18 protein-coding genes and 1 riboswitch are annotated in these 20,039 nt (G+C 46.8%); of the genes, 16 read left to right on the top strand and 2 right to left on the bottom strand.

The genetic code is table 11. The features are described from left to right. The first annotated feature begins 48 nt into the window (after positions 1-48). The 16 genes from KJS63_RS01270 to KJS63_RS01195 all read left to right on the top strand — a co-directional run bounded on the left by KJS63_RS01270 (position 49) and on the right by KJS63_RS01195 (position 18,872). Positions 49-750 (top strand): response regulator transcription factor, encoded by a 702-nt coding sequence (locus tag KJS63_RS01270; protein ID WP_213617618.1) that lies wholly within the window; start codon positions 49-51, stop codon positions 748-750. Continuing rightward, complete coding sequence (locus KJS63_RS01265) at positions 743-1,852, top strand: sensor histidine kinase (protein WP_213617617.1); 1,110 nt, start codon at positions 743-745, stop codon at positions 1,850-1,852. The genes KJS63_RS01270 and KJS63_RS01265 overlap by 8 nt, the downstream gene beginning before the upstream one ends. 150 nt (positions 1,853-2,002) lie before the next feature. Beyond that, positions 2,003-2,869, top strand: a complete 867-nt coding sequence (locus KJS63_RS01260) for a carbohydrate ABC transporter permease (RefSeq protein WP_213618293.1) — start codon at positions 2,003-2,005, stop codon at positions 2,867-2,869. Between the two features lie 62 nt (positions 2,870-2,931). Continuing rightward, entirely contained in the window at positions 2,932-3,765 is an 834-nt protein-coding gene (locus tag KJS63_RS01255) for a carbohydrate ABC transporter permease (protein WP_374706249.1), read from the top strand. Between the two features lie 71 nt (positions 3,766-3,836). Beyond that, complete coding sequence (locus tag KJS63_RS01250) at positions 3,837-4,997, top strand: RND family efflux transporter (RefSeq protein ID WP_213617615.1); 1,161 nt, start codon at positions 3,837-3,839, stop codon at positions 4,995-4,997. 128 nt (positions 4,998-5,125) lie between these two features. Further along, positions 5,126-6,457: an ABC transporter substrate-binding protein gene (locus KJS63_RS01245; RefSeq protein WP_213617614.1), complete on the top strand. Its 1,332-nt coding sequence runs from the start codon at positions 5,126-5,128 to the stop codon at positions 6,455-6,457. A gap of 145 nt (positions 6,458-6,602) precedes the next feature. Further along, entirely contained in the window at positions 6,603-6,875 is a 273-nt protein-coding gene (locus tag KJS63_RS01240; RefSeq protein ID WP_213617613.1) for a hypothetical protein, read from the top strand. Positions 6,876-7,003: 128 nt separating this feature from the next. After that, positions 7,004-7,498: a hypothetical protein gene (locus KJS63_RS01235; RefSeq protein WP_213617612.1), complete on the top strand. Its 495-nt coding sequence runs from the start codon at positions 7,004-7,006 to the stop codon at positions 7,496-7,498. 164 nt (positions 7,499-7,662) lie between these two features. Further along, positions 7,663-8,955 (top strand): hydroxylamine reductase, encoded by a 1,293-nt coding sequence (hcp, locus tag KJS63_RS01230; protein WP_213617611.1) that lies wholly within the window; start codon positions 7,663-7,665, stop codon positions 8,953-8,955. Between the two features lie 403 nt (positions 8,956-9,358). Beyond that, the gene (locus KJS63_RS01225; protein ID WP_213617610.1) at positions 9,359-9,883 is read left to right on the top strand and encodes a ClbS/DfsB family four-helix bundle protein; all 525 of its coding nucleotides are present in this window, start codon (positions 9,359-9,361) and stop codon (positions 9,881-9,883) included. A 21-nt stretch (positions 9,884-9,904) separates the two neighbouring features. Further along, positions 9,905-10,699 (top strand): endonuclease/exonuclease/phosphatase family protein, encoded by a 795-nt coding sequence (locus KJS63_RS01220; RefSeq protein ID WP_213617609.1) that lies wholly within the window; start codon positions 9,905-9,907, stop codon positions 10,697-10,699. A gap of 315 nt (positions 10,700-11,014) precedes the next feature. Continuing rightward, entirely contained in the window at positions 11,015-11,386 is a 372-nt protein-coding gene (locus tag KJS63_RS01215) for a hypothetical protein (RefSeq protein WP_213617608.1), read from the top strand. 410 nt (positions 11,387-11,796) lie between these two features. After that, a complete protein-coding gene (locus KJS63_RS01210; protein ID WP_213617607.1) occupies positions 11,797-14,952 on the top strand; it encodes a GNAT family N-acetyltransferase in 3,156 nt (1,051 codons plus the stop codon). Beyond that, entirely contained in the window at positions 14,939-15,814 is an 876-nt protein-coding gene (locus tag KJS63_RS01205; protein WP_213617606.1) for an amidohydrolase family protein, read from the top strand. Before KJS63_RS01210 ends, KJS63_RS01205 begins: the two co-directional genes overlap by 14 nt. 154 nt (positions 15,815-15,968) lie before the next feature. After that, positions 15,969-16,139: riboswitch (M-box (ykoK) riboswitch) on the top strand. Positions 16,140-16,455: 316 nt separating this feature from the next. Continuing rightward, positions 16,456-17,001 (top strand): DUF1003 domain-containing protein, encoded by a 546-nt coding sequence (locus tag KJS63_RS01200; protein ID WP_213617605.1) that lies wholly within the window; start codon positions 16,456-16,458, stop codon positions 16,999-17,001. 227 nt (positions 17,002-17,228) lie between these two features. Beyond that, on the top strand, positions 17,229-18,872 hold the full coding sequence (locus KJS63_RS01195; RefSeq protein ID WP_213617604.1) for an alkaline phosphatase: 1,644 nt from the start codon (positions 17,229-17,231) through the stop codon (positions 18,870-18,872). Positions 18,873-19,087: 215 nt separating this feature from the next. Here KJS63_RS01195 and KJS63_RS01190 read toward each other — a convergent pair whose 3' ends face one another. Both KJS63_RS01190 and KJS63_RS01185 read right to left on the bottom strand, forming a co-directional pair. Then, positions 19,088-19,654: a beta-class carbonic anhydrase gene (locus KJS63_RS01190; RefSeq protein ID WP_068617362.1), complete on the bottom strand. Its 567-nt coding sequence runs from the start codon at positions 19,652-19,654 to the stop codon at positions 19,088-19,090. A 30-nt stretch (positions 19,655-19,684) separates the two neighbouring features. Beyond that, positions 19,685-20,002 (bottom strand): iron-sulfur cluster biosynthesis family protein, encoded by a 318-nt coding sequence (locus KJS63_RS01185; protein WP_213617603.1) that lies wholly within the window; start codon positions 20,000-20,002, stop codon positions 19,685-19,687. Positions 20,003-20,039: the final 37 nt, after the last annotated feature.

Genomic DNA, 20,039 nt, shown 5'->3' with positions numbered 1-20,039 from the left:
CTGGTATATTTGCTATAATTGGAAAAAACGTAACAGGGAGTGGAAAGCTTGAAATCCATCACGATTCTCATTGCAGATGATGAGCCGGAGATTGCCGATCTGGTAGAGCTTCATTTGGTGAAAGAAGGCTATCAATGTATCAAAGTATCTAATGGGCAGGAGGCTCTACAGGTGGTCCAGACCCATTCGATTGACTTGGCTATTCTGGATATAATGATGCCTATTATGGACGGTTATGAATTAACCCGGCAAATTCGCGAGCAGGATTACATGCCGATCATCTTTTTGAGTGCTAAAGCATCGGATCTGGACAAGATAAGCGGACTGGTCCGCGGTGCGGACGACTACGTGACTAAGCCCTTCAATCCTATGGAGCTGGTTGCCCGTGTGAACGCACAGTTAAGGCGTGTTAGGGAATTCAATCAGCAGACACAAGCGAGCCCGGCGAGTTCGGTTGTACAGGCGGGGGGAGTAGTTATTTACCCGGAGGAACGTACGGTATTTCTTTATGGCCAGCCTATTGAGCTTACGCCCAAAGAATTTGATATTTTATATCTGCTCGCCAGTTATCCGAAGAAGGTCTTCACTACGGAGAATATTTTTGAACAGGTGTGGGGCGAAGCGTACTACGAGGGCAGCAATACGGTCATGGTCCACATTCGTACCTTACGTAAGAAACTTGGGGAAGATACGCAAAAAAATAAGCTGATCAAAACGGTTTGGGGAGTGGGATATACGTTCAATGGCTAAGATGATCCAAAGCTTCCGGTTTAAAATGATTCTTTTGTTTGGTCTAAGTATGTTATTCTCCGGTGGGATAACTTATCTGGTCTTCAAAGCTCTGCAAGGTTATTATCATACCACCCGGTTCGAGAATCCGCTGACTCAAGTCCGTTATTTCATAAGAGAAGTTGGCGATATTAACTTTTTTATGATTATTTTTATTCCGCTTTCCATCTTGTTCTTCTTTCTGCTTACCGAGCGTTACGCCCGTTACTTCCAGCAAATTTCTAACGGAATCAATCAGCTTGCATCTGGCGACTTTAACAGCAAGGTGGACATTCCAACGAAAGATGAATTCGGGCACATTGCCAGAGACATCAATTTGGCGGGTGAGAAGTTGAAGCAGGCGGTTGAGCGAGGGGATTTTGCGGAGAACAGTAAGGAGCAGCTGATCTTGAACCTGGCGCACGACCTGCGGACACCGCTGACCTCAGTGCTCGGGTATCTGGATTTTATCGGGCAGAACCATGAACTGACCATGGATGAAATCAAACACTACTCAAGTATTGCTTATACCAAATCACAGCGCCTTGAAACCTTGATCGATCAATTGTTTGAAATTAGCCGAATGAACTACGGGAAACTAAAGATGGAGAAAAAGATGATTAATCTCAGTCAGCTTCTTCATCAGTTGAACGAGGAGTTATATCCCGTACTTGAGAAGAATGAACTGACCACCCGTCTTAGATTGGAACCTAATCTGATGATTCAAGGTGACGGCGAGATGTTGGCCCGCGTCTATGCAAATCTGCTCACAAATGCCATTAGATATGGCCATGAAGGCAAATATGTGGACATCCATGGTTACCTCCAGGAAGGTGAGGCAGTGGTGCAAATTATCAATTATGGGGACCCGATCCCTCAGGAAGAAATCCCCCACCTCTTTGATGAATTCTTTATCGGAGACAAGTCACGCAACCATACGGAAGGAAGTACTGGACTAGGGTTATTTATTGCAAAAAACATTGTGGATCAGCACCAAGGACATATTTCGGCTCAAAGCAGTTTGGTTCGCACTTTATTTGAAGTGCGTTTGCCTGCCAGAAATGCCGCCCCAGCTCCCGTTTGAATTTTGATCGCCAATTTAAGGAAAACTTTATTTTTACCCTACATCTTTATTTATCATTCTATCCTAATCTGTCTCTATGAAAGGCAGGAGGAACTGAGAATGAGGATGTGGGGTTTTTGCCGTGGGTTGGGGTTCGCGGGGTGGATCAAGATGATCAGGTGGCTTCGGAAGGACGCTGCCGCTGCCTGGTTCTTTCTACTTCCAAGCGGAATCGGGTTCTCGCTGTTCTATCTGATCCCGTTTGCCCAAGGTGTATTCCAGTCCTTTATGGAAGGCGGGGGAGACAGCCAGGCTGTCGGTCTGAGTCATTACAGTGAACTGTTAGCGAGTGATTCATTTAAAAAGGCAGCGTTCAATACCTTTTACTTCAGTGCGGTTAGTGTGCCGACCATGATCGTTGTATCGCTGGGTCTGGCGATGCTTCTAAATAAAAATTTATATTTTCGAAAATGGCTGCGGACCGCCTACGTTATGCCGCTTGTTGTACCTGTTGCCTCGGTTATTCTGATCTGGCAGATCCTGTTCGATTGGAACGGTTCCCTGAATCTCTGGCTGAGTTATTTAGGAAAGAGCCGTGTGGATTGGATGAAGACGGATGCGGCTAGGTATGTGGTGATTGTTATTTATATTTGGAAAAACATCGGGTACAACATCATTCTGTTTCTTGCGGGACTTCAGCAGATCCCTAAGGATTATTATGAAACAGCCCAAGTGGAAGGCGCAGGACGCTTCTGGCAGCTGAGGAGTATCACGCTCGTCTATCTTACGTCGACGCTGTTCTTTGTAACCATCATGTCCATTATTAACTCTTTTAAAGTGTTCAGAGAGACGTATTTGATCGCAGGGGCTTACCCGCATGACAGTATCTATATGCTTCAGCATTATATGAACAACATGTTTGCGGAACTCGACATCGAGAAGCTGACGGCGGCGGCAGCTATGATGGTTGTAGGTATTCTCATCATCGTTATGGTTTTGTTCGGGGTGGAACGCCGCCATCAGCGATCCATGGAGTAGGAAGGAGGATGGGAAGATTGCGGGTTAGATTAACCCTTGTAAAAGTTGCATTAACCATAATAATGTGTGTATTTGCCATCCTACTGCTGTTCCCGATAGGGATTACCTTTATAAATTCGCTCACGACCAAGCAGGAAATTGAACTCAACTATGGTCCTATAGGCAAAATCAACGAGACGGTAGTTGGACGAGAAATGCCGTTTGTGAATTTAAAGCTGATGCCGGATATGGTGTCTCTGGAGCAGTATGGCGAAGTGCTCGTGAACAGCCCGAAATTTCTAATGATGTTCTGGAATTCGGTGTTCCTGGTACTGCCGATCATCGCCGGGCAGGTGTTCGTTGCATCTCTCGCCGCTTATGCCCTCTCCAAGCTGAACTTTCGGGGACGTGATGCGTTGTTCTTTGTCTACCTATTGACGATGCTTATGCCGTTTCAAGTGACCTTGGTGCCGAACTATATAATGGCCGATAGGCTTGGACTGCTAGGTAGTCCAGGCGCAATTATTCTGCCGGGCATTTTTGCAGCATTTGGGGTGTTTATGCTTCGCCAGTTCATGCTGCATATTCCCTATGCCTATATCGAAGCAGCCAAGATGGACGGAGCCAGCCATTTGCGGATTTTTTATACGATCATTCTGCCTATGGTTAAACCTGGTCTTTCCGCACTGGTAGTCCTTTTGTTTGTGGATTATTGGAACATGGTGGAGCAGCCGCTTATTTTTTTGAATGATCCGTTCAAACAGCCATTATCTGTGTATTTGTCCAATGTGAATGATAGTGAACGTGGAATAGCCTTTGCCGCGTCCGCGCTGTATATGACACCGATGGTACTGCTGTATTTATATGCGGAGTCTTACTTTATTGAAGGGGTTCAGCTGTCCGGGATCAAGGGGTAGGACTGGGAAAGTGAATTTGTAGGATGGGATAATTATTTACAACACAACTCTTAGGAGGAGAAAAGCGGAATATGGAGTCAGGAATAGAGACCTCGGATCGCAAGCGCAAACGGATGATCATGATTGCGTTCATTGTATTTGTAGTGGGACTGGTGCTCTTTACCTTATTCAGTAACACATTGCAATCGTTAACCCTTCCCAAAGTCAGCACTGAAAAACCGGCTAGAGGCAGTCTTGTACATACGTATGAAGGCGGCGGGGTACTAAAGCCTGTCGCGGAAGCGAGGCTGACGAATTCTTCTGGCTGGAAAGTACAGAAAATTCTTGTGAAGGAGGGGGATCGTGTTAAGAAAGGACAGAAACTTATCCAATACGACAGCAAAGCCGCTGAACGCGAACTGCAGGATGAGCTAAGCAACTTGGATAAGCAAAATATCGAACTTCAGCGTCTTCAGGATCAGTTCATCCAATCGGCCACAGAGGGGGATGAATTCAAAATCCGGGCAGCAAAGCGCGATATCGAAGCCCACAAACTTGATCAGACCGTGCAGGAACGCAAAATTAATGGGCTCAAGGAGCAATTGAATAGCCAAAAGGAGCTTACTGCCCCTTTTAATGGAGTAATCACGAAAGTAAGTGCCATCAAAGGTATGGCTGGAGGAGGAGAGCCGGATGTGGTGATCTCAAACAGTACTTTGGGATATCAATTTGACATTTCGCTAGATGGTCCGCTATTGTCCATCCTCGGCTTGTCCATTGGGGAGAAGCTGGAGGTAGAGATATCTACAGCCCAGGAACCCAAGCCCCGAATGAGTCAGGGCACAATTACCGAGATGAGATCGGCGGAGCCGCGAGCGCAGAGCCAGGCCGATGCTGGAACAGATAGCACGCTAACCATTCCTCAGAAGATACTAAGTATAAAAGTGGTAGATTCTAGCCTGCAAGGAGGTGAGCAAGCATTAATCAAGCTTGAGAAGAAATCAAGCAAAGAGGGCTTTAAGGTATCTCCAGGGGCGATTCGCAAGGAACGAGAGGGCATGTATATGTTTAAAGTTGAGGAACAGGTAGGAGCACTCGGCAATGTGTTTGTTGCCCGTAAGGTCCGTCTCACTTCCGTTGAAACCAATGGCAGGGAGACGATGGTTCAGTCGGAAGGCCTTTATGACGATGACAAGATTATTTTGGAGAGCAGTGAGCCGTTACAGGACGGCAACCGGATTCGTCTGGAGTAATTGAGCTTAAGGAGCGTACTAAAAATATATACGTTATATAAAATGAACTTTAGAATTAACCCATCTCAGCGCCCCAAAAGGGTAACCTTCATAAGTTCATTTTATATAGATAATGGAGGATTTTTAGGATGAAGAGAAAGCTGTGGCTGGTTAGTATTTGTATGATTCTGGCGGCAACAACCGCCTGTAGTAGTTCCGGGTCTACAGAAAGCAAAGAGAAGACAAAGAAGAATGGAAAAACCGTGGTTACTTTGTCCATGACGCAGGCAACAGAATTTATGCAGGCTGTGGAAAAAGATTTTGAAGAGAAGAATCCAGATATAGATCTGCAAATTAATTCTGCTTTACAAGTGGGAGAAAAGTACGATTATAGTAAATATGAAAAGTTTGAAAAAACAACCAATACCGCTATGCTCGCGGGAAAAGGACCGGATATCATTCAGCTAATCGGTCTTCCTACCGATGAGTATATAAGCAAGCAGCTGTTAGTCAATATGAGCGAGTATTTGGATAAGGACAAAACCTTAAACAAGAACGACCTACAGATGAATGTGCTTGATGCTCTAAAGGTGAATGGCGGCTTGTATTGGATGCCTACGGGATTCACGTTAAGAGGCTTCTATGGGGACGGAGACGTGCTTGGCCGTTCAAAAGTTCCCGTAGATGACAAAAACTGGACCTGGAAGGATTTCGCAGCGGTATCGAAGGAGCTGCTGCAAGCGGAAAAGTCCGGCAAGAACACTCGTTATGCATTCGCCGGTAACCCGCCAGATTACATTCTCTCGATGATGCTGAATGACAACTACACCGAGTTCGTGGATGAGGCTGCCAAGAAGGGCAAGTTTGATTCCCCGGAATTTGTGAGCTTACTGCAGGTAGTTAAACAAATGTTCGATGATAAAGTGATGAGCTCTGAATCAACGGAAATGAGCTCCCAGTTATTTTCTTCGGAAATCTTGTACGATCCTGCCGCTTTTGTTAATGTCCCGTACTCCATTTTCTCCAATCCAAAGTTGTTAGTCACACCTCACGGACAAGGACAGAAGGGAGATATGAGAATCATCACGAATAATGATTTCGCCATCGCAGCGAACTCATCAGTGAAAGAAGAAGCATGGAGATTCATTGCATTTCTGTTATCGAAGGAAACGCAATCGCTCCAGAGCAGGGAGGGATTCTCACTTGTTAAGTCGGTTAACGAGAAGAGGCTGGACGAAGTTCAGGAACAAGTAAAGAATGGATCGTTCAAGCTCCCAACCGGCAAAACAGCCAATGTGCCGGACAGTGAGTTTGCGAAGTTCAAAACGATTATTAATTCGGTTGATAACGCTAAGGGGGCCGAGGTTAAAGTTATGATGATTGTTAGTGATGAATCCAGATCTTTCTTCTCCGGTCAGAAGTCAGCAGAGGAAGTGGCCAAGGTGATACAGAACAGGGTGACTACTTATTTGAATGAGTGAGCATTAATAGAATTGCACGATGAAGCCCCTTGAAATTGGCACAAGGGGTTTCTTCTGATGGATGAGGAAATAAACCCATATTATTCTAAGTGTACGCGTGTTAGTATGGTCTAGAGGAACTATTTCTTTGGTAGGAGAGATTGATATGACTAAATTGTCTAGATTGTTGACTTACATAGCGGTTGGTTCAATAGTATTAACGGGGTGCTCTACGTCAAATCGTGAAGCTAAGTCGAATATCAGTACAGGGAATGCTGAGAAATCCACAGTACAACTTACGAAGCAAATGAGCTACAAGCAAGCACCAGTAAATGTAGAGCTAGTAAAAGCCGAAGCAGAATATGTTGTGCCTTACATAAAAGCGGTTGAGCAAATGAATGTGAAAAACACCAAATTGGCTAAAAATACTTGGACTTAACGATCGCCGACTTTCCGAATACCAAACACAGTTACCGGGCACAGGTACTAAAAACGGTAATTTTGTTGTCGGAATTGTTGGGAGATGCGAATGTGAATATGAGGTATCTGAGGGGCATCGAAGAATATATGAAAAGTGATCTTGGAGATGCTGACGGTATTCAGAAGTTAAAAAAAGTGTTTGATACATTGTCATCAGAACATGAGTCAACAAAGAAGCAGTTGGATCAATCCATCAGCCTAGTTTTGAAAAATTATTCTCAATATAAAAATATATCTATTTATAAAACACCATTAAATTTCTCTTTAAATAAAACCGATGTATCAAACGATCTGACTTTGTTTGAAAAAGCTGGATACCCGATTCCCAGAGATTATGTAATTGAACAGGATATTAAAAATTCTAGAGAAAGGTGTCTTAATATGCTTATAATAGCGGCTTTTGAAAATAAGAAGGTTAACTATCCTAACTTATTCTTTTATGCTGGAGGAGCAATTGGAGCTAGTAATAAATCTAAAAAAATAAAGCTGCTGCAAGAAGTAATTAAGCTGACAGAAGGCGATAAATATAACGAAACGAGATTAGAAGCACAGGAGCAATTAAAAGAAATGAACAAAAAGTGAGTAGTATACCAATCAATTCCTTGACTGGAATCAACACAAAGCCTTGGGAATTTGTCTCCAAATAATGTTCTTTTCCTGTGTGCTAAATGTCACAACTTGAGGTCTGAGGCTCTGTTACGCTGAACTCAACATGAAGCAATTATCTGAAATGGGGGGATATTGATATGTTTTGTTATCAGTGTGAGCAGACACCAGATGGCGGCTGCACTGTAGTCGGCGTATGTGGCAAGAATGAGACGATTGCAAGCTTGCAGGACACGATCATTTTTGCTTTAAAAGGAATTGCGGCCTACGCGACGCATGCTCGGCAGCTCGGGTACAGCGATCCGGAAGTCGACCGGATTACTCACGAGGCCTTGTATATGACGTTAACTAACTCCAACTTCAACACGCAAGAGCACCTGGAAATGGCTATGAAGGTGGGAAATGCCGCAGTGCGGATTATGGATGTGCTTGACCGCGCGCATACCGAGCGATTCGGTATTCCACAGCCGATTACTGTCAGCCAGAATAAGATTGAGGGCAAATGCATCGTAGTGACCGGACATAATTTGTATGCGCTGGAGGAGCTTCTGAAGCAGACCGAAGGAAAGGGTATTAACATCTATACCCACTCGGAAATGCTGCCCGCTCACGGCTATCCCGCACTTAAGAAATATGCACATCTAAAAGGCAATATCGGTAAAGCGTGGTACGACCAGCGCAGGCTGTTTGAGCAGTTCCCAGGAGCGATACTAGCCACTACGAACTGTGTGATGCCAATTAAAGGCACCTATGCTGACCGCTTCTTCTCGTATGAAGTCGCAGGGCTGGAAGGAGTTCAGAAAATTGCTAATGACGACTTCTCCCCGTTGATCGAGCGGGCGCTTGCCCTGCCTGCGGCAGATGTGGTTTCCGAGCAGGTTCTTACTACGGGTTATCATCACGAGACGGTGATCGGGCTTGCGCCTGAGATCATCCAGGCGGTCAAAGACGGACATATCCGCCGGTTCTTCGTCATCGCAGGCTGTGATGCACCAGGTAAGGGTGGGGAATATTACAGAGAGCTGGCAACTTCGCTGCCAAATGACACTGTGATCTTGACGACTTCCTGTGGTAAATTCCGTTTTAACGATGTCGATTATGGAACTGTTGGGAATACTGGTATTCCACGTTATATCGATCTTGGGCAGTGCAATAACTCAGGTTCAACTGTGAAGATAGCCCTTGCCTTGGCCGATGCTTTCGGCTGCAGCGTGAATGAACTGCCGGTTAGCATCGTGCTGTCCTGGTTCGAACAGAAGGCTGTGGCCATTCTGTTGGGTCTTTTCAGCCTCGGTATCCAGGACATCCGCATTGGACCGAAACCGCCTGAGTTCATTTCTCAAGGCGTACTAGATGTGCTCGTGGATATGTTTGGCTTGAAGCTGATCACAACTGCTGAGGAAGATATGAAGACCATGCTGGCTCTGTCCTAAGAGCTGGGCGCACAAATAATCCGGTGCTGCGATTCTATTTGAATCGGCACCGGATTTTTGTGTTAGCCCAGTTAGACTAAGGCAGTATTACATTCGCCTCTATTCATCCAATCCGCCCTGCGGAGTGTATACCATTGGTAGCTCTCACCGTCCAATTCTACCAGACTGTTAAAGCTGAACCCGCATTTTTGGATCACCTTTATAGAGGGAAGGTTGCGCTCCAGCGCCACTGCATTAAGAACTTCAATCTCCGATGAACTCGCCCGACGCTTTGGAGATGATGCCCAGGCGAAGATACAAAACGCAAGATTATCATAGATTTGTAAGAAATCAGCCTATTGTCCTCCTTAGCTTTTGCAGCCCTTTGTGTTACGATAATAGTAAAAAAATGGATGGTGAAATTATGGCGAGTTTTGATTACCAATCCAAAGCTGAGTTAATTGAGGCTGTACATACGGGATATTTGCTGCTTGATGGGGAGTATGAAGGGATGCCTGAGGACCAGAAGGATGTTCCTGTTCCTGAAGTGGACCGGACTCCAGCTCAGATTATCGCCTATCAGTTGGGCTGGCTTGATCTGGTAATGAGTTGGGACCGCGATGAGAAAGCGGGACGAACTGTTGTTATGCCTGCCCCAGGTTATAAATGGAATCAATTGGGCGGGTTATATCAATCTTTTTATGATCAATATGCGGATTGCTCACTTGCGGACCTGCGCCGGTTGTTTGGGGAAGCTGAGAAGAAGTGGTTGGATTGGATTGACACGCTGAGCGAGGAAGAGCTGTTTACTCAGGGGGTCCGCAAGTGGACAGGAGACAAGCCGAACTGGCCGATGGTACGATGGATTCATATCAACTCAGTAGCCCCTTTTAAATCTTTCCGGGCAAAGCTGAGAAAGTGGAAAAAACATCAATCATTAACTAAGTGACAACAACAGGAGGAACAAACCATGACATCCAAAGAACTTCGGATTATGACTTACAATTTGAAATGTGAAGTAGGAGTGCCACCCCATTCCTGGAGTGACCGCAGAGAGATGGTCCGGGATGTTATCCGGCGCGAGTCGCCGGATTTAATAGGCACACAGGAAGGCGTATTCGCCCAGGTGAGTGACCTGCTGGAGATGCTGCCGGAATACGGATTGGTGGGACTTGGGAGAGAAGGAGGGAGCAGGGGCGAGTACTCAGCCATCTTTTTCAAAAAGGAGCGCTTCCAGGTTCTAGAGTACAATCATTTCTGGCTCTCCGATACGCCACGCACGATCGCTTCCGCTACTTGGGGCAATATGTATACCCGCATGGTAACCTGGGCGAGATTTAAGGATCTGCAGACGAATCAGCAGCTCTATCACATGAACACGCATTTTGATCATGAGTCGTTAAATGCCAGAGAGAAGAGTGCGAGGCTGGTAATCCAGGAAGCTCAGGACTTTGATTCCGCATTGCCTGTACTATTGACTGGTGATTTTAATACAGATGTGCATTCACAGCCATACAACATTTTGACTGAAGAGGGGAGCTTTAAGGATACCTGGGAGCTTGCGGAGGCGCGCTTTAATGAGGATCTGGGATCGTTTAACGATTTCCGGGACCCGCAGGGTGGATCGGAGCGGATAGATTGGGTTCTAGGCCGGGGGAACATGACGGTTGCCTCAGCAGGAATTATCAATGATCTCGCCGATGGTCGGTTTCCGAGCGACCATTTCCCGGTTGTGGCTAGATTGGGTCTTGGAGATAATGTGTAATAATCAGAAATCTAAAGTGTGTTTGTGAAGAAAGCCTCTAATCCGGTTCGTGGATTTGAGGCTTTTTTAGCGAAAATTTAACATTCTCAATAAATTTACTGAGTAGAAGCTATCCCTGAATCTATGGCCAATTTCATATTTAGCGGATGGGAAGATAGACGTGATCTATTTTTAACTAAGTTATCCTTAAAGTCAAACCTTAAAGTACGTAAACAAGTTTATATGGAATAACAGCTGTTCCTGCGACGGTTCCTGGGATATAAAACGAAATATTGCATGAATGTTATATGATCGAAGTAGGAGGATGATAGGTGTATGGACAATTTAACAGCAGAAGAAAAGCAGCAGTCGGTTGAAGCGTTTAAGTCGATTATTCGTAAATCGGAAAAGGCACTCTCTCATATGAAGACAGATGCGCCACAGACAAGGTTGCTCGCGAAGCGAATGAAGGCTGCTCAGCTTGGCTTAGATACGCTTCTTGCACATTGGGAAGGCCGGAAACTGGATGTCAGCAAAATGGATTTAATCGAAGCAAAAGAAGAGCTGGAGGGTTTACTGTTAACACTTCCTTCATTTCTTGAGAGATCCAAAGAAGGCAGTGGGCAGAGGACCTACATTACGAGAAGGATCATGGCTATGAAAGCAGCAGTTTTCTATGTGGATCATTTAATTGAGAAGCTCGAATAAGTGTAACTTACAAGATTCGTCCCAGACGAGATAGGGAGGACAAGTCGTGTCAAATGTACAGCAAATCCAAGCTGAGTATCCCATGGCGGCCAATGGATGGATCACATTATCTGCACCACACCCAATTCAAAGCCATCGCTGATCACTTTAGAGAATTTATGAATGGAATAAAATAAATGGCTAAGAAGGAAAAAATAGCTATAGCTAAAAGTAGCATGGAAACAAAAGTTAGTTTATGCTAGTGTTGATGGCAAGGATATCCAATTCGGCTTGCATAGTCAACTTAGCAGCACATAGAGGGGGCTTCTGCCCCTCTTTGTTATATCCGCCAGCACACTTCATTTGTGTAGATAATAAGCCGTGAGCAGCACTCCAAGTACATACGTAAGAAGTTATAGGGAGATGAGAGAATGACAACGAATACCACAGCGAAGGAAATCCGTATTATTGAATACGACCCATCCTACGCTGGCGCAGTAGCAGAAATGTGGAACCTCAGCAATGAAAGCTGGGGAGGAGGCACTAGTCAGAAGACGGAAGATATCGTAAGCCGGAACATGGAATCTTCGTCCAATCTTCATGTCTTTCTCGCCGTTGACGGCGAAGAGGTTGTCGGGTTCTGCAGCTTCGCCCACTACCGTTTTGATGAAGGGGCATTATATGTGCCGCTGCTGAATGTGCGGCCTGATTATCACGGCCATAAGATCGGTCGTAATTTGATTCTGAACGCTGTCCGCAAAACCGTTGAGGCCGGCTGGCCGCGGCTGGATCTGTTCACTTGGCCAGGGAACACAAAGGCTGTTCCGATGTATAAGAAATGTGGATTCTTCTGGGAAAAAAATGAGGATTCCGTTCACCTGATGAACTTCATCCCGACCATCCTGCAGAGCGAAGCGCTCACTCCATATTTCGAGGAGCTGGACTGGTATGCGGACAGCACACGGGAACTTGTGATCGAGCCGGATGGCCGCCGGGAGTGCGGCTTTGATTTCTTTGATTACACATGGAGCAAGGGAGACCTCTCGGTGCGGGCGGTATTCGAGAAGACAGGGCGCGGGCTTGCTGCGCTGGAGACACCTGACTTTGCCATCTTCACTGAAATGGATGATCATGATCTGGTGTTCGGCTCCACCTATAAGGTTCGTTACCGTATCGAGAACCGTTCTACTTCTGTGCTGCCAATTGAGATTAAGGGCCAGGACGACAAGAATATTCGTTTTGCCCTGGATGTCTCGCGTACAATCAGGCCGGGGGAATCAGCTGTACTCGAGGGTGAATTCGAGCTTGATCCTGTTCAAGAGGAGCAGAGCAACAAGAAAACCCATCCTGTTGTCTTTAGCAAATGGCTGATTGGGGGAAGACAGGTTGAGTTCCGCATGGGAATTGCGCCGAAGTTCCCGGCAAAAATGAAAATCGCACTGCCGGCTAAAGAGCTTTTTCCAGGCATCCCTGCCGAACTGTATTTAAATGTGGAGAATAATTTTGATGCGGAGGCGGAGTTTGCTTTTGAATGGCCGGTGCACGAAAACCTGCAGTGGGTAGAGCCTGAGATGAGCATTATTGTTCCTGCCAAGGGCAAAGTATCGCTTCCAGTATCCTTTACTTTACGTTCCTATGGTCTCTTCTCCAAGGAGGTAGAGGTGAAGGCTGTCCCTGTAGGAGGAAATGCAGTTACCTTCACTACCAAGCTGTCTGTCCTGATGAAGGGGACCTATGGCCGATTTGGTGGGGAAGACGGGGATCAATGGGTGGCCGTGAACGGGGCATACTCTCTGCATCTGAGCAAGCACGAGAATCATATGTGGATTGATTATCCTGGGTCTGATCATAATTTCTGGTGGAACTATCCGAAACTGGGCAGGCCGTTCTCGGAAGAATTCTCGAAGAAACAGGCCCGGGAAGTGAGGTTGTACCCGGAAGGGGAGAGTCAGGTTCTCGAAGCAATCTACGAATCGGAAGAGTATCCTGCACTACAAATCAAAGCGGTGGCTAAGCTGTTTGCGAACGGTATTACCGAATTCTATCACGAGGTCTGCAATACCAGCAGCGAAAGTATAGAAGAGAATATGTGCCTACTTATCAACTTTGGATTCTTCGGCAGTCGGCTTATCCTCCCATATCAAGGTCGTTATGTTGACATGGAGGATAGTCACTTCAGCCACCCTGATCATTGGGACAGCGCTCAGATTACCGAGAACTGGCTGTTCTGCAAACAGGAGAATACAGCTTGCGGAATCTGCTGGGACCCTTCCTTAAAGCTGCTGCGCCCAGAATATCCTTTCGGGCTGGAGCATGATCTTGGCCGAATGGAAGCTGGAGCTGTCGTGCGGACGAAGCCGACCGTGTTTGCCTTGAATACCTTCATCAAGTGGTGGGATTTCCGTTCTTTTGCCAGGAAGCTGCGGGAAACGGTTGTACCTGTGTTAGACGATCATCTTGAACTACTGGTTGGCGGCGGCAATCCGTTCGCTGCGGGGCCGCTTACGGTAGAGCTGGTCGAGAGAAAAATGGTTCCGCTGGCTGGAAGCTTGGAATTATACGTGCAGAACGACGGGGAACCCGAGCGGAAAGCTGCTGCGGATCTGAAGCTGCTTCCAGAACAGGATTTGCGTTCTGCAAGCTTTGAATTATCTCCTGAGCAAAATGAGTCAATGTGGAAGTTCCGGGCGGTCTATCTCGGCGAGGACCGGATTCAGGAGCGGTCGGGGCTCTGGTTCCCCCAGTCGAATGAGAATATCGTATGCAGACTTGAAGAAGGACCGGCAGGCCCCGTATATACGGTGAGCAACGGAGTTCTATCCATAGCAGCGGCCTCCGGCTTTGGCAGCGTGGTGCATTCCTTGATGTATAGGGACGAGGAATGGCTGGACAGCTCGTACCCTGAAGCAGTCCCACGTTCTTGGTGGAATCCTTGGCATGGCGGACTCGGCGTGAACATTCCTGGCATGAGCGGTTTCAGTCAGCAGCAGGAGCCCCGGACGGCAGCTTGGGCGGAGCGTACAGATACCTACGGAAATGTGTGGAAGGGGCTTCGCTTGACAACCCGCATTGAGAAGCAGGAAGCGAACCGGGGAATCACAGTTGATCAATATTACCTTATGCTGCCGGGTGTCCCTGTTCTCTGCGTACTGCATTCGGTGACCAACGAAAGCGGGAGGTATCTGCGGGACTTCTCACTCATGGGCGAAAATTTCCTTAAGCCTTCACCAGTCTTCACGGAAGGAACGATAGAAGTTCCTGGAGGAGGACAGTATCTGGCAGGGAAACTGGAAACCGATGTGAAGTCGCAGGGGCTTTTGCGGATCGGGGCAGCTTCCAGGCAGAACTTTTTGCAAATTGTGAATCATGCGCCTAACCAAAGCTCAAGTGCCTATGTAAACAATAAAGTGATTTGTAACGAAGTGTACCACCATCTTTCCATTAAAGACGGGGAAACCGCATGGACCCAGCCGGCTTTCCTGATCCTGGGCCGAATCGCTCTGGACTCGGGAGATGTTCGTAATTTGTTGAAGGTCGCTTTTGATACCAATCAAGGTGAAAAGGAGGCCAACGATGCCGATCATTGACATCCACATTCATCTGTCGGACATTGACAGCTTCCATCAAACGGCGATTCATCAATCCAAAGTTGATTATAGTGCCGCTGGCCTCAAGGCGGAGTTTGACAAGAACGATGTCATTCTTGGGATCGGCATGGGTGTCACGGAGCAGACTAAAGGAGCTTTTCCCGATTCCAGTTCACCTAATCCGATGGGACTGGATCTGGAAGAACGTGTCCCGCCATTCCTCATGGAATGTGTCGGCATCAACCCGAACCTGCTGAGCGGCAAGCAGGCCGCCGATGAGCTGAACCGGATCGAAGCGAGGCTTCAAGCTCCTGAAGTGGCTGGAATCAAGCTGTATGCCGGGTATTATCATTATTTTGTTCATGATAAAATCTACACGCCGATTTATGAGCTCGCTGCCAAGTACGGGCTGCCCGTGGTGATCCATACGGGAGACACCTACTCCATGAACGGTCTGCTCAAATATTCACATCCGCTCACGGTGGATGAACTGGCCTACCAGCAGCGAGGTGTGAACTTTATGATCTGCCATCTGGGTGATCCGTGGGTAATGGATGCTGCGGAAGTGGTGGCAAAGAATCCGAACGTCTACGCTGATTTGTCCGGATTAGTTGTGGGAGATCGGCCTCATTTCGAACGGTTTATGAATGAGCCGCTGTTCATGGACCATTTCCGCCGGGCGCTAGTCTACTCAGATCATTATGAGAAAATGCTGTTCGGGACCGACTGGCCGCTCGCGCCGATCGATCTGTATGCGGAATTCATCCGCAGGCTTGTGCCGGAGAAGTTTCACGAGAAAGTATTTTACGAAAATGCCTTTGGGCTGTTTCCGCGCATTCAGCAGCGGATCGCAGGGCTGTGAGAGTGTTGCGATCTGCATAGTTAGAGCACAAGTGAAGAGCTGAAAGTATGATATGAGATAAGAAGCCACCCCCTTGGATAAAGCGAGGGGGTGGCTATTTCATATTGACATTGACAGATGATTTGGTCCGCATTATGATGACAAAGGAAATAAAAAATGTCCTCGTTAGGTGAGGCTCCTATACGAACACAAGCCACTGCCCGGAAACATCGAAAGATGCCAATGGGTATAACAGGAATTGCCGGCTTAAGGCTCTTCTTAACGTGGCTAAAGAACCGGGTTCTTTTACGTCGTATAGTGCCAAAGCTCGGCTTGGGGGATTCGGTTATTTGCATGTCTTCTTTTATTTAGTGTGCAAATCGATGCCCTTCAGATGAGCTGAGGGGCATTTTTTATTCGGAAGATTCAGGTACTCGCAGTGACATGGCCGTGGTTTCATGAGTACAATGGAAAGTCTGTAAATTGATCATGTGAGAGGAGTTGAACCATTCTGTATGGGTAGTCATCATTCATCTGAACCAGAACCGAGGAGTCTAAGGGCAGTCGGGTTAAAACTAAATACCGTATTGGAGGTTGGTTACAACTTCTCTCTTTCGGCTTAAAGTTGGACCTGACTGCCTTATAACAAGGAGGTAGTTGAAATGTCCAAAATGAGTTTTTTTCAAAAAAATAATCCTTTTCATGAAGCATCCAATATTCAGGGTTTTGATATTGAGCTGAATCAGGAGAGTATTCGCCGTATTGACCGGTTAGTGGATAGCTATGAGAAAAGCATCCTTTCGCACTTGGATGATGCTTATCAAAGAAAGACCAGCTGGTCTGACCGGCTCGCGGATCAAATCGCTTCGTTTGGCGGCAGTTGGAAATTTATCACATACTTTGCGGTGTTTCTTCTCGTATGGATTATGTGGAATTCACTTCCATTTATAAAGGTTCATTTTGATGAGCCGCCGTTTATTCTGTTGAACCTGTGCCTGTCCTTTATCGCGGCGTTTCAGGCGCCTCTCATTATGATGAGTCAGAATCGGCAGGCGGCCAGAGATAAACACGAGTCGATTATTGATTTTGCTATAAATTACAAAGCTGAATTGGAAATTGATGATATGCAGAGCCATCTTCATAGAATAGAAGGTGAGTTAAAGGAGATCAAGAAGCTTTTGCTTGCTTCTAAACAAGCGGATGAATGAGAAGGAATAATGACCCCGGGGATATAAATCTCTGGGGTCGTTTATTTATTGGGCCGTTTTTAAATACCACGGTATTTCATAATCGGGGTGAAGTACCCTACGAAAATCAAGACAAAATATGTAGAAAATTGATAGGTTACAAGAGAATATGTGCTGCTGCTGCCAAGTTACCTGCTTTACACTTGTAGCGTACTTAACCATATCAGCATAGAGGGGGATTTATTCACATGCGCAACAAGGTAATCGCAGGTCTGTGCAGCACGGTTCTGTCCTGTAGTCTGCTCGTGGCGGGAAGTGGCCTGGCCAGCGCCGACGGCAGCGCTACTGCGGCGTCTGAGCCGCAGAACAAGTCGGTCAAGAACGTGATTTTGTTCATTACCGACGGAATGAGCTTGTCTGATGTTAACCTGGCCAGATGGTATCAGGAAGGGAAACCGCTGACAATCGATAAGTACTTCAGCGGGCTGGTAAGAACGTATTCCACGGACTCCCTTACTACGGACTCGGCTGCTGGTGCAACGGCATACGCTACCGGCCATAAGGTGAAGAATGAGACGGTCTCCATCCTTCCTGAACGCATCACGATGCCGATGGTTGATCAGGTTAAACCGGGAGAAGCGAACAAACCTCTGCCAACCATTATGGATGCGGCCAGATTAACTGGCAAAAGTATTGGAACCGTATTCACTTGTGAGCTGACGGATGCCACGCCTGCAACCTTCCTGAGTCATGCCTACACCAGAGACAACGCCCATTCCATTGCGGAGCAAATGGTGTACAGCGGTGTGGATGTGCTGCTTGGTGGGGGTTCAGGCTATCTGGTCCCTGGCAAGAAGGACATTAACCGCAAAGACGGGGAAGACCTGACGAAGGTTCTGAAGTCCAATGGTTATGAATATGTGACGGATAAAGCGGGTCTGCTGAATACCAAGACGAATAAAGTCTGGGGAATGTTCAATCCCGAAGCCTTGGATGCGGATTTCGATTTGAATCCGAAGCAGCAGCCAACGCTTGCTGAAATGACGAAGGTAGCCGTTGATAAGCTGTCGCAGAATGACAAGGGTTTTGTGCTGATGGTTGAAGCCAGCCAGATTGATTGGTACGGCCATGATAACGATCCGGTTGGGATCATAAGCGAGACTTTGGCATTTGACAGAGCCTTCAAGGCAGCGGTTGAATTTGCCGAGAAGGATGGAAATACGGCTGTGCTGTCCGTTTCCGACCATGCGACTGGCGGACTTAACATGACGAACTATGATTCCAGCAAGGATCTGGTCTCCGTTATGAAGAAAGCAAAGCATACAAGCTATTATTTCGAAAATGAAATCAATAAAAACAACTTCAAAAAGATTCTGGCAGAAAACTACGGTCTCACCAACCTCACCAAGGAAGAAGCGGATCAGGTAAGAAAAGGAATTGGCGGCAACCTCTCCCCAGTTATCGGTAAAATTATCGGTAATAAGATCGGGGTGTCCTTCTCTACGGAAGACCATGTCGCTGAGGAGATCGGACTGTTCGCTTATCACCCGGCAGGCTACAAGCCAACCGACTTCGTAAAGAGCGGAGTGGTTCAGAATGTCGACGTGAACAAGTACATTCAGGAAGTGGCAGGCCTCAATCTTACCGGGCTTGAGAGCACATTGTTTGCTTCGGCGGATCAATTGAAGGCCAAGGGAGCAGCGGTCAGCATTGACAAGTCGGATAAAGCCAATCCGGTTGTTGTTGTGAAAAAAGGCGGTCAGGTGCTTAAGCTGCCTATTGACAAGAATGTAGCCATTTTGGACGGCAAGACGATCAAGCTGAACGCCGTGACCGTTTGGATCAAGGATCGGGTATGGGTTCCACAGCAGGCCGTAGATCTGATCAACTAACGTATCCTCTGGGTTAACCGGGTGTATCATCACCCAAAAGTTAAAGCGCTTAAACACACGCAAAGACCGGGTACGCATATTCATATGCGGTGCCCGGTCTTTGAACATTTTGACCCTCAGATTTGATAAAGCTTCACTGAAATCCCTTCGCACATCTCATATCATAAAAAAAAGCGGCACAGACCTGTAGGCTGTGCCAGAGATAAGAGAGATGTCTAGTCCTGTTCACTCCCGTCCACGACCAGTTCCAATTCTCCGGTAGTTGAATCAATGAGCATGCCGTGAACAGGCAAATGGGGTGGGAGTAGTGGGTGATTTTTAATAATCTCCACAGTATGGATTACCCCCTCTTTTTCCGAGCTAAACCCGCGAAGGAACCTTTTTAGCTTAATGCCCGAATTTTCAAGCGTATTGAAGACTTCAGGGTGAATCCCACGTTCATGCATCGAGGCAATCATCCGGTCCGCGTTGATTGAAGCCATACCGCATCCGGTGTGACCCACCACAATGACCTGTTCAGCACCGAGTTCATAGATGGCCACCAGGACACTACGCATGACGGAGCCGAAAGGCTGCGAGATAATGGCGCCTGCATTCTTGATAATTTTGGCATCCCCGTTGCGGAGGTTCATGGCTCTTGGCAGCAGTTCCACCAGGCGGGTATCCATACACGTTACAATGGCAAGCTTCTTGGCAGGGAACTTGTCTGCAATATAAGTTTCGTACTCTTTGTTCTCTACAAAATTTTTGTTGTATTCCAGGATTTCAGAAATCTTAGTCATGTGTTTAATACCCTCCTAAATTTTTTAATATTAGCGTATATCGTTAAGCTTTACATTTTGCCCGTAGATCTGTGAATCGCCTTCCAGGCGGAATGACCCATCTAGGATATCCCCTTTAAGCCTGAGCTGCTCCTCATAAAAGACCGCCCGCTGAGGGTCAACCCAGAAGGGGAAGGTCTTGTTCTCGATAGGCACATCGGTGGAGTCGGGCTGGCTGATAATCTGAAATGTGGTAATTCCGTAACACCCACATCCTTCGGTATCATAGAGAAGACGGATCTGTCCTGGCCGGCCATCCAGACGTTTATGGATAATCTGCTCCGCGTTCTCGTCTAATGTAATCTTCATCGTCTGCTCCTCTCCAATCTATAACGTTTGTACTTAC

Source organism: Paenibacillus sp. J22TS3 (genome assembly GCF_018403205.1).
Taxonomy (GTDB): domain Bacteria; phylum Bacillota; class Bacilli; order Paenibacillales; family Paenibacillaceae; genus Fontibacillus; species Fontibacillus tuaregi.
This window is presented reverse-complemented; position numbering and strand designations above follow the sequence as displayed.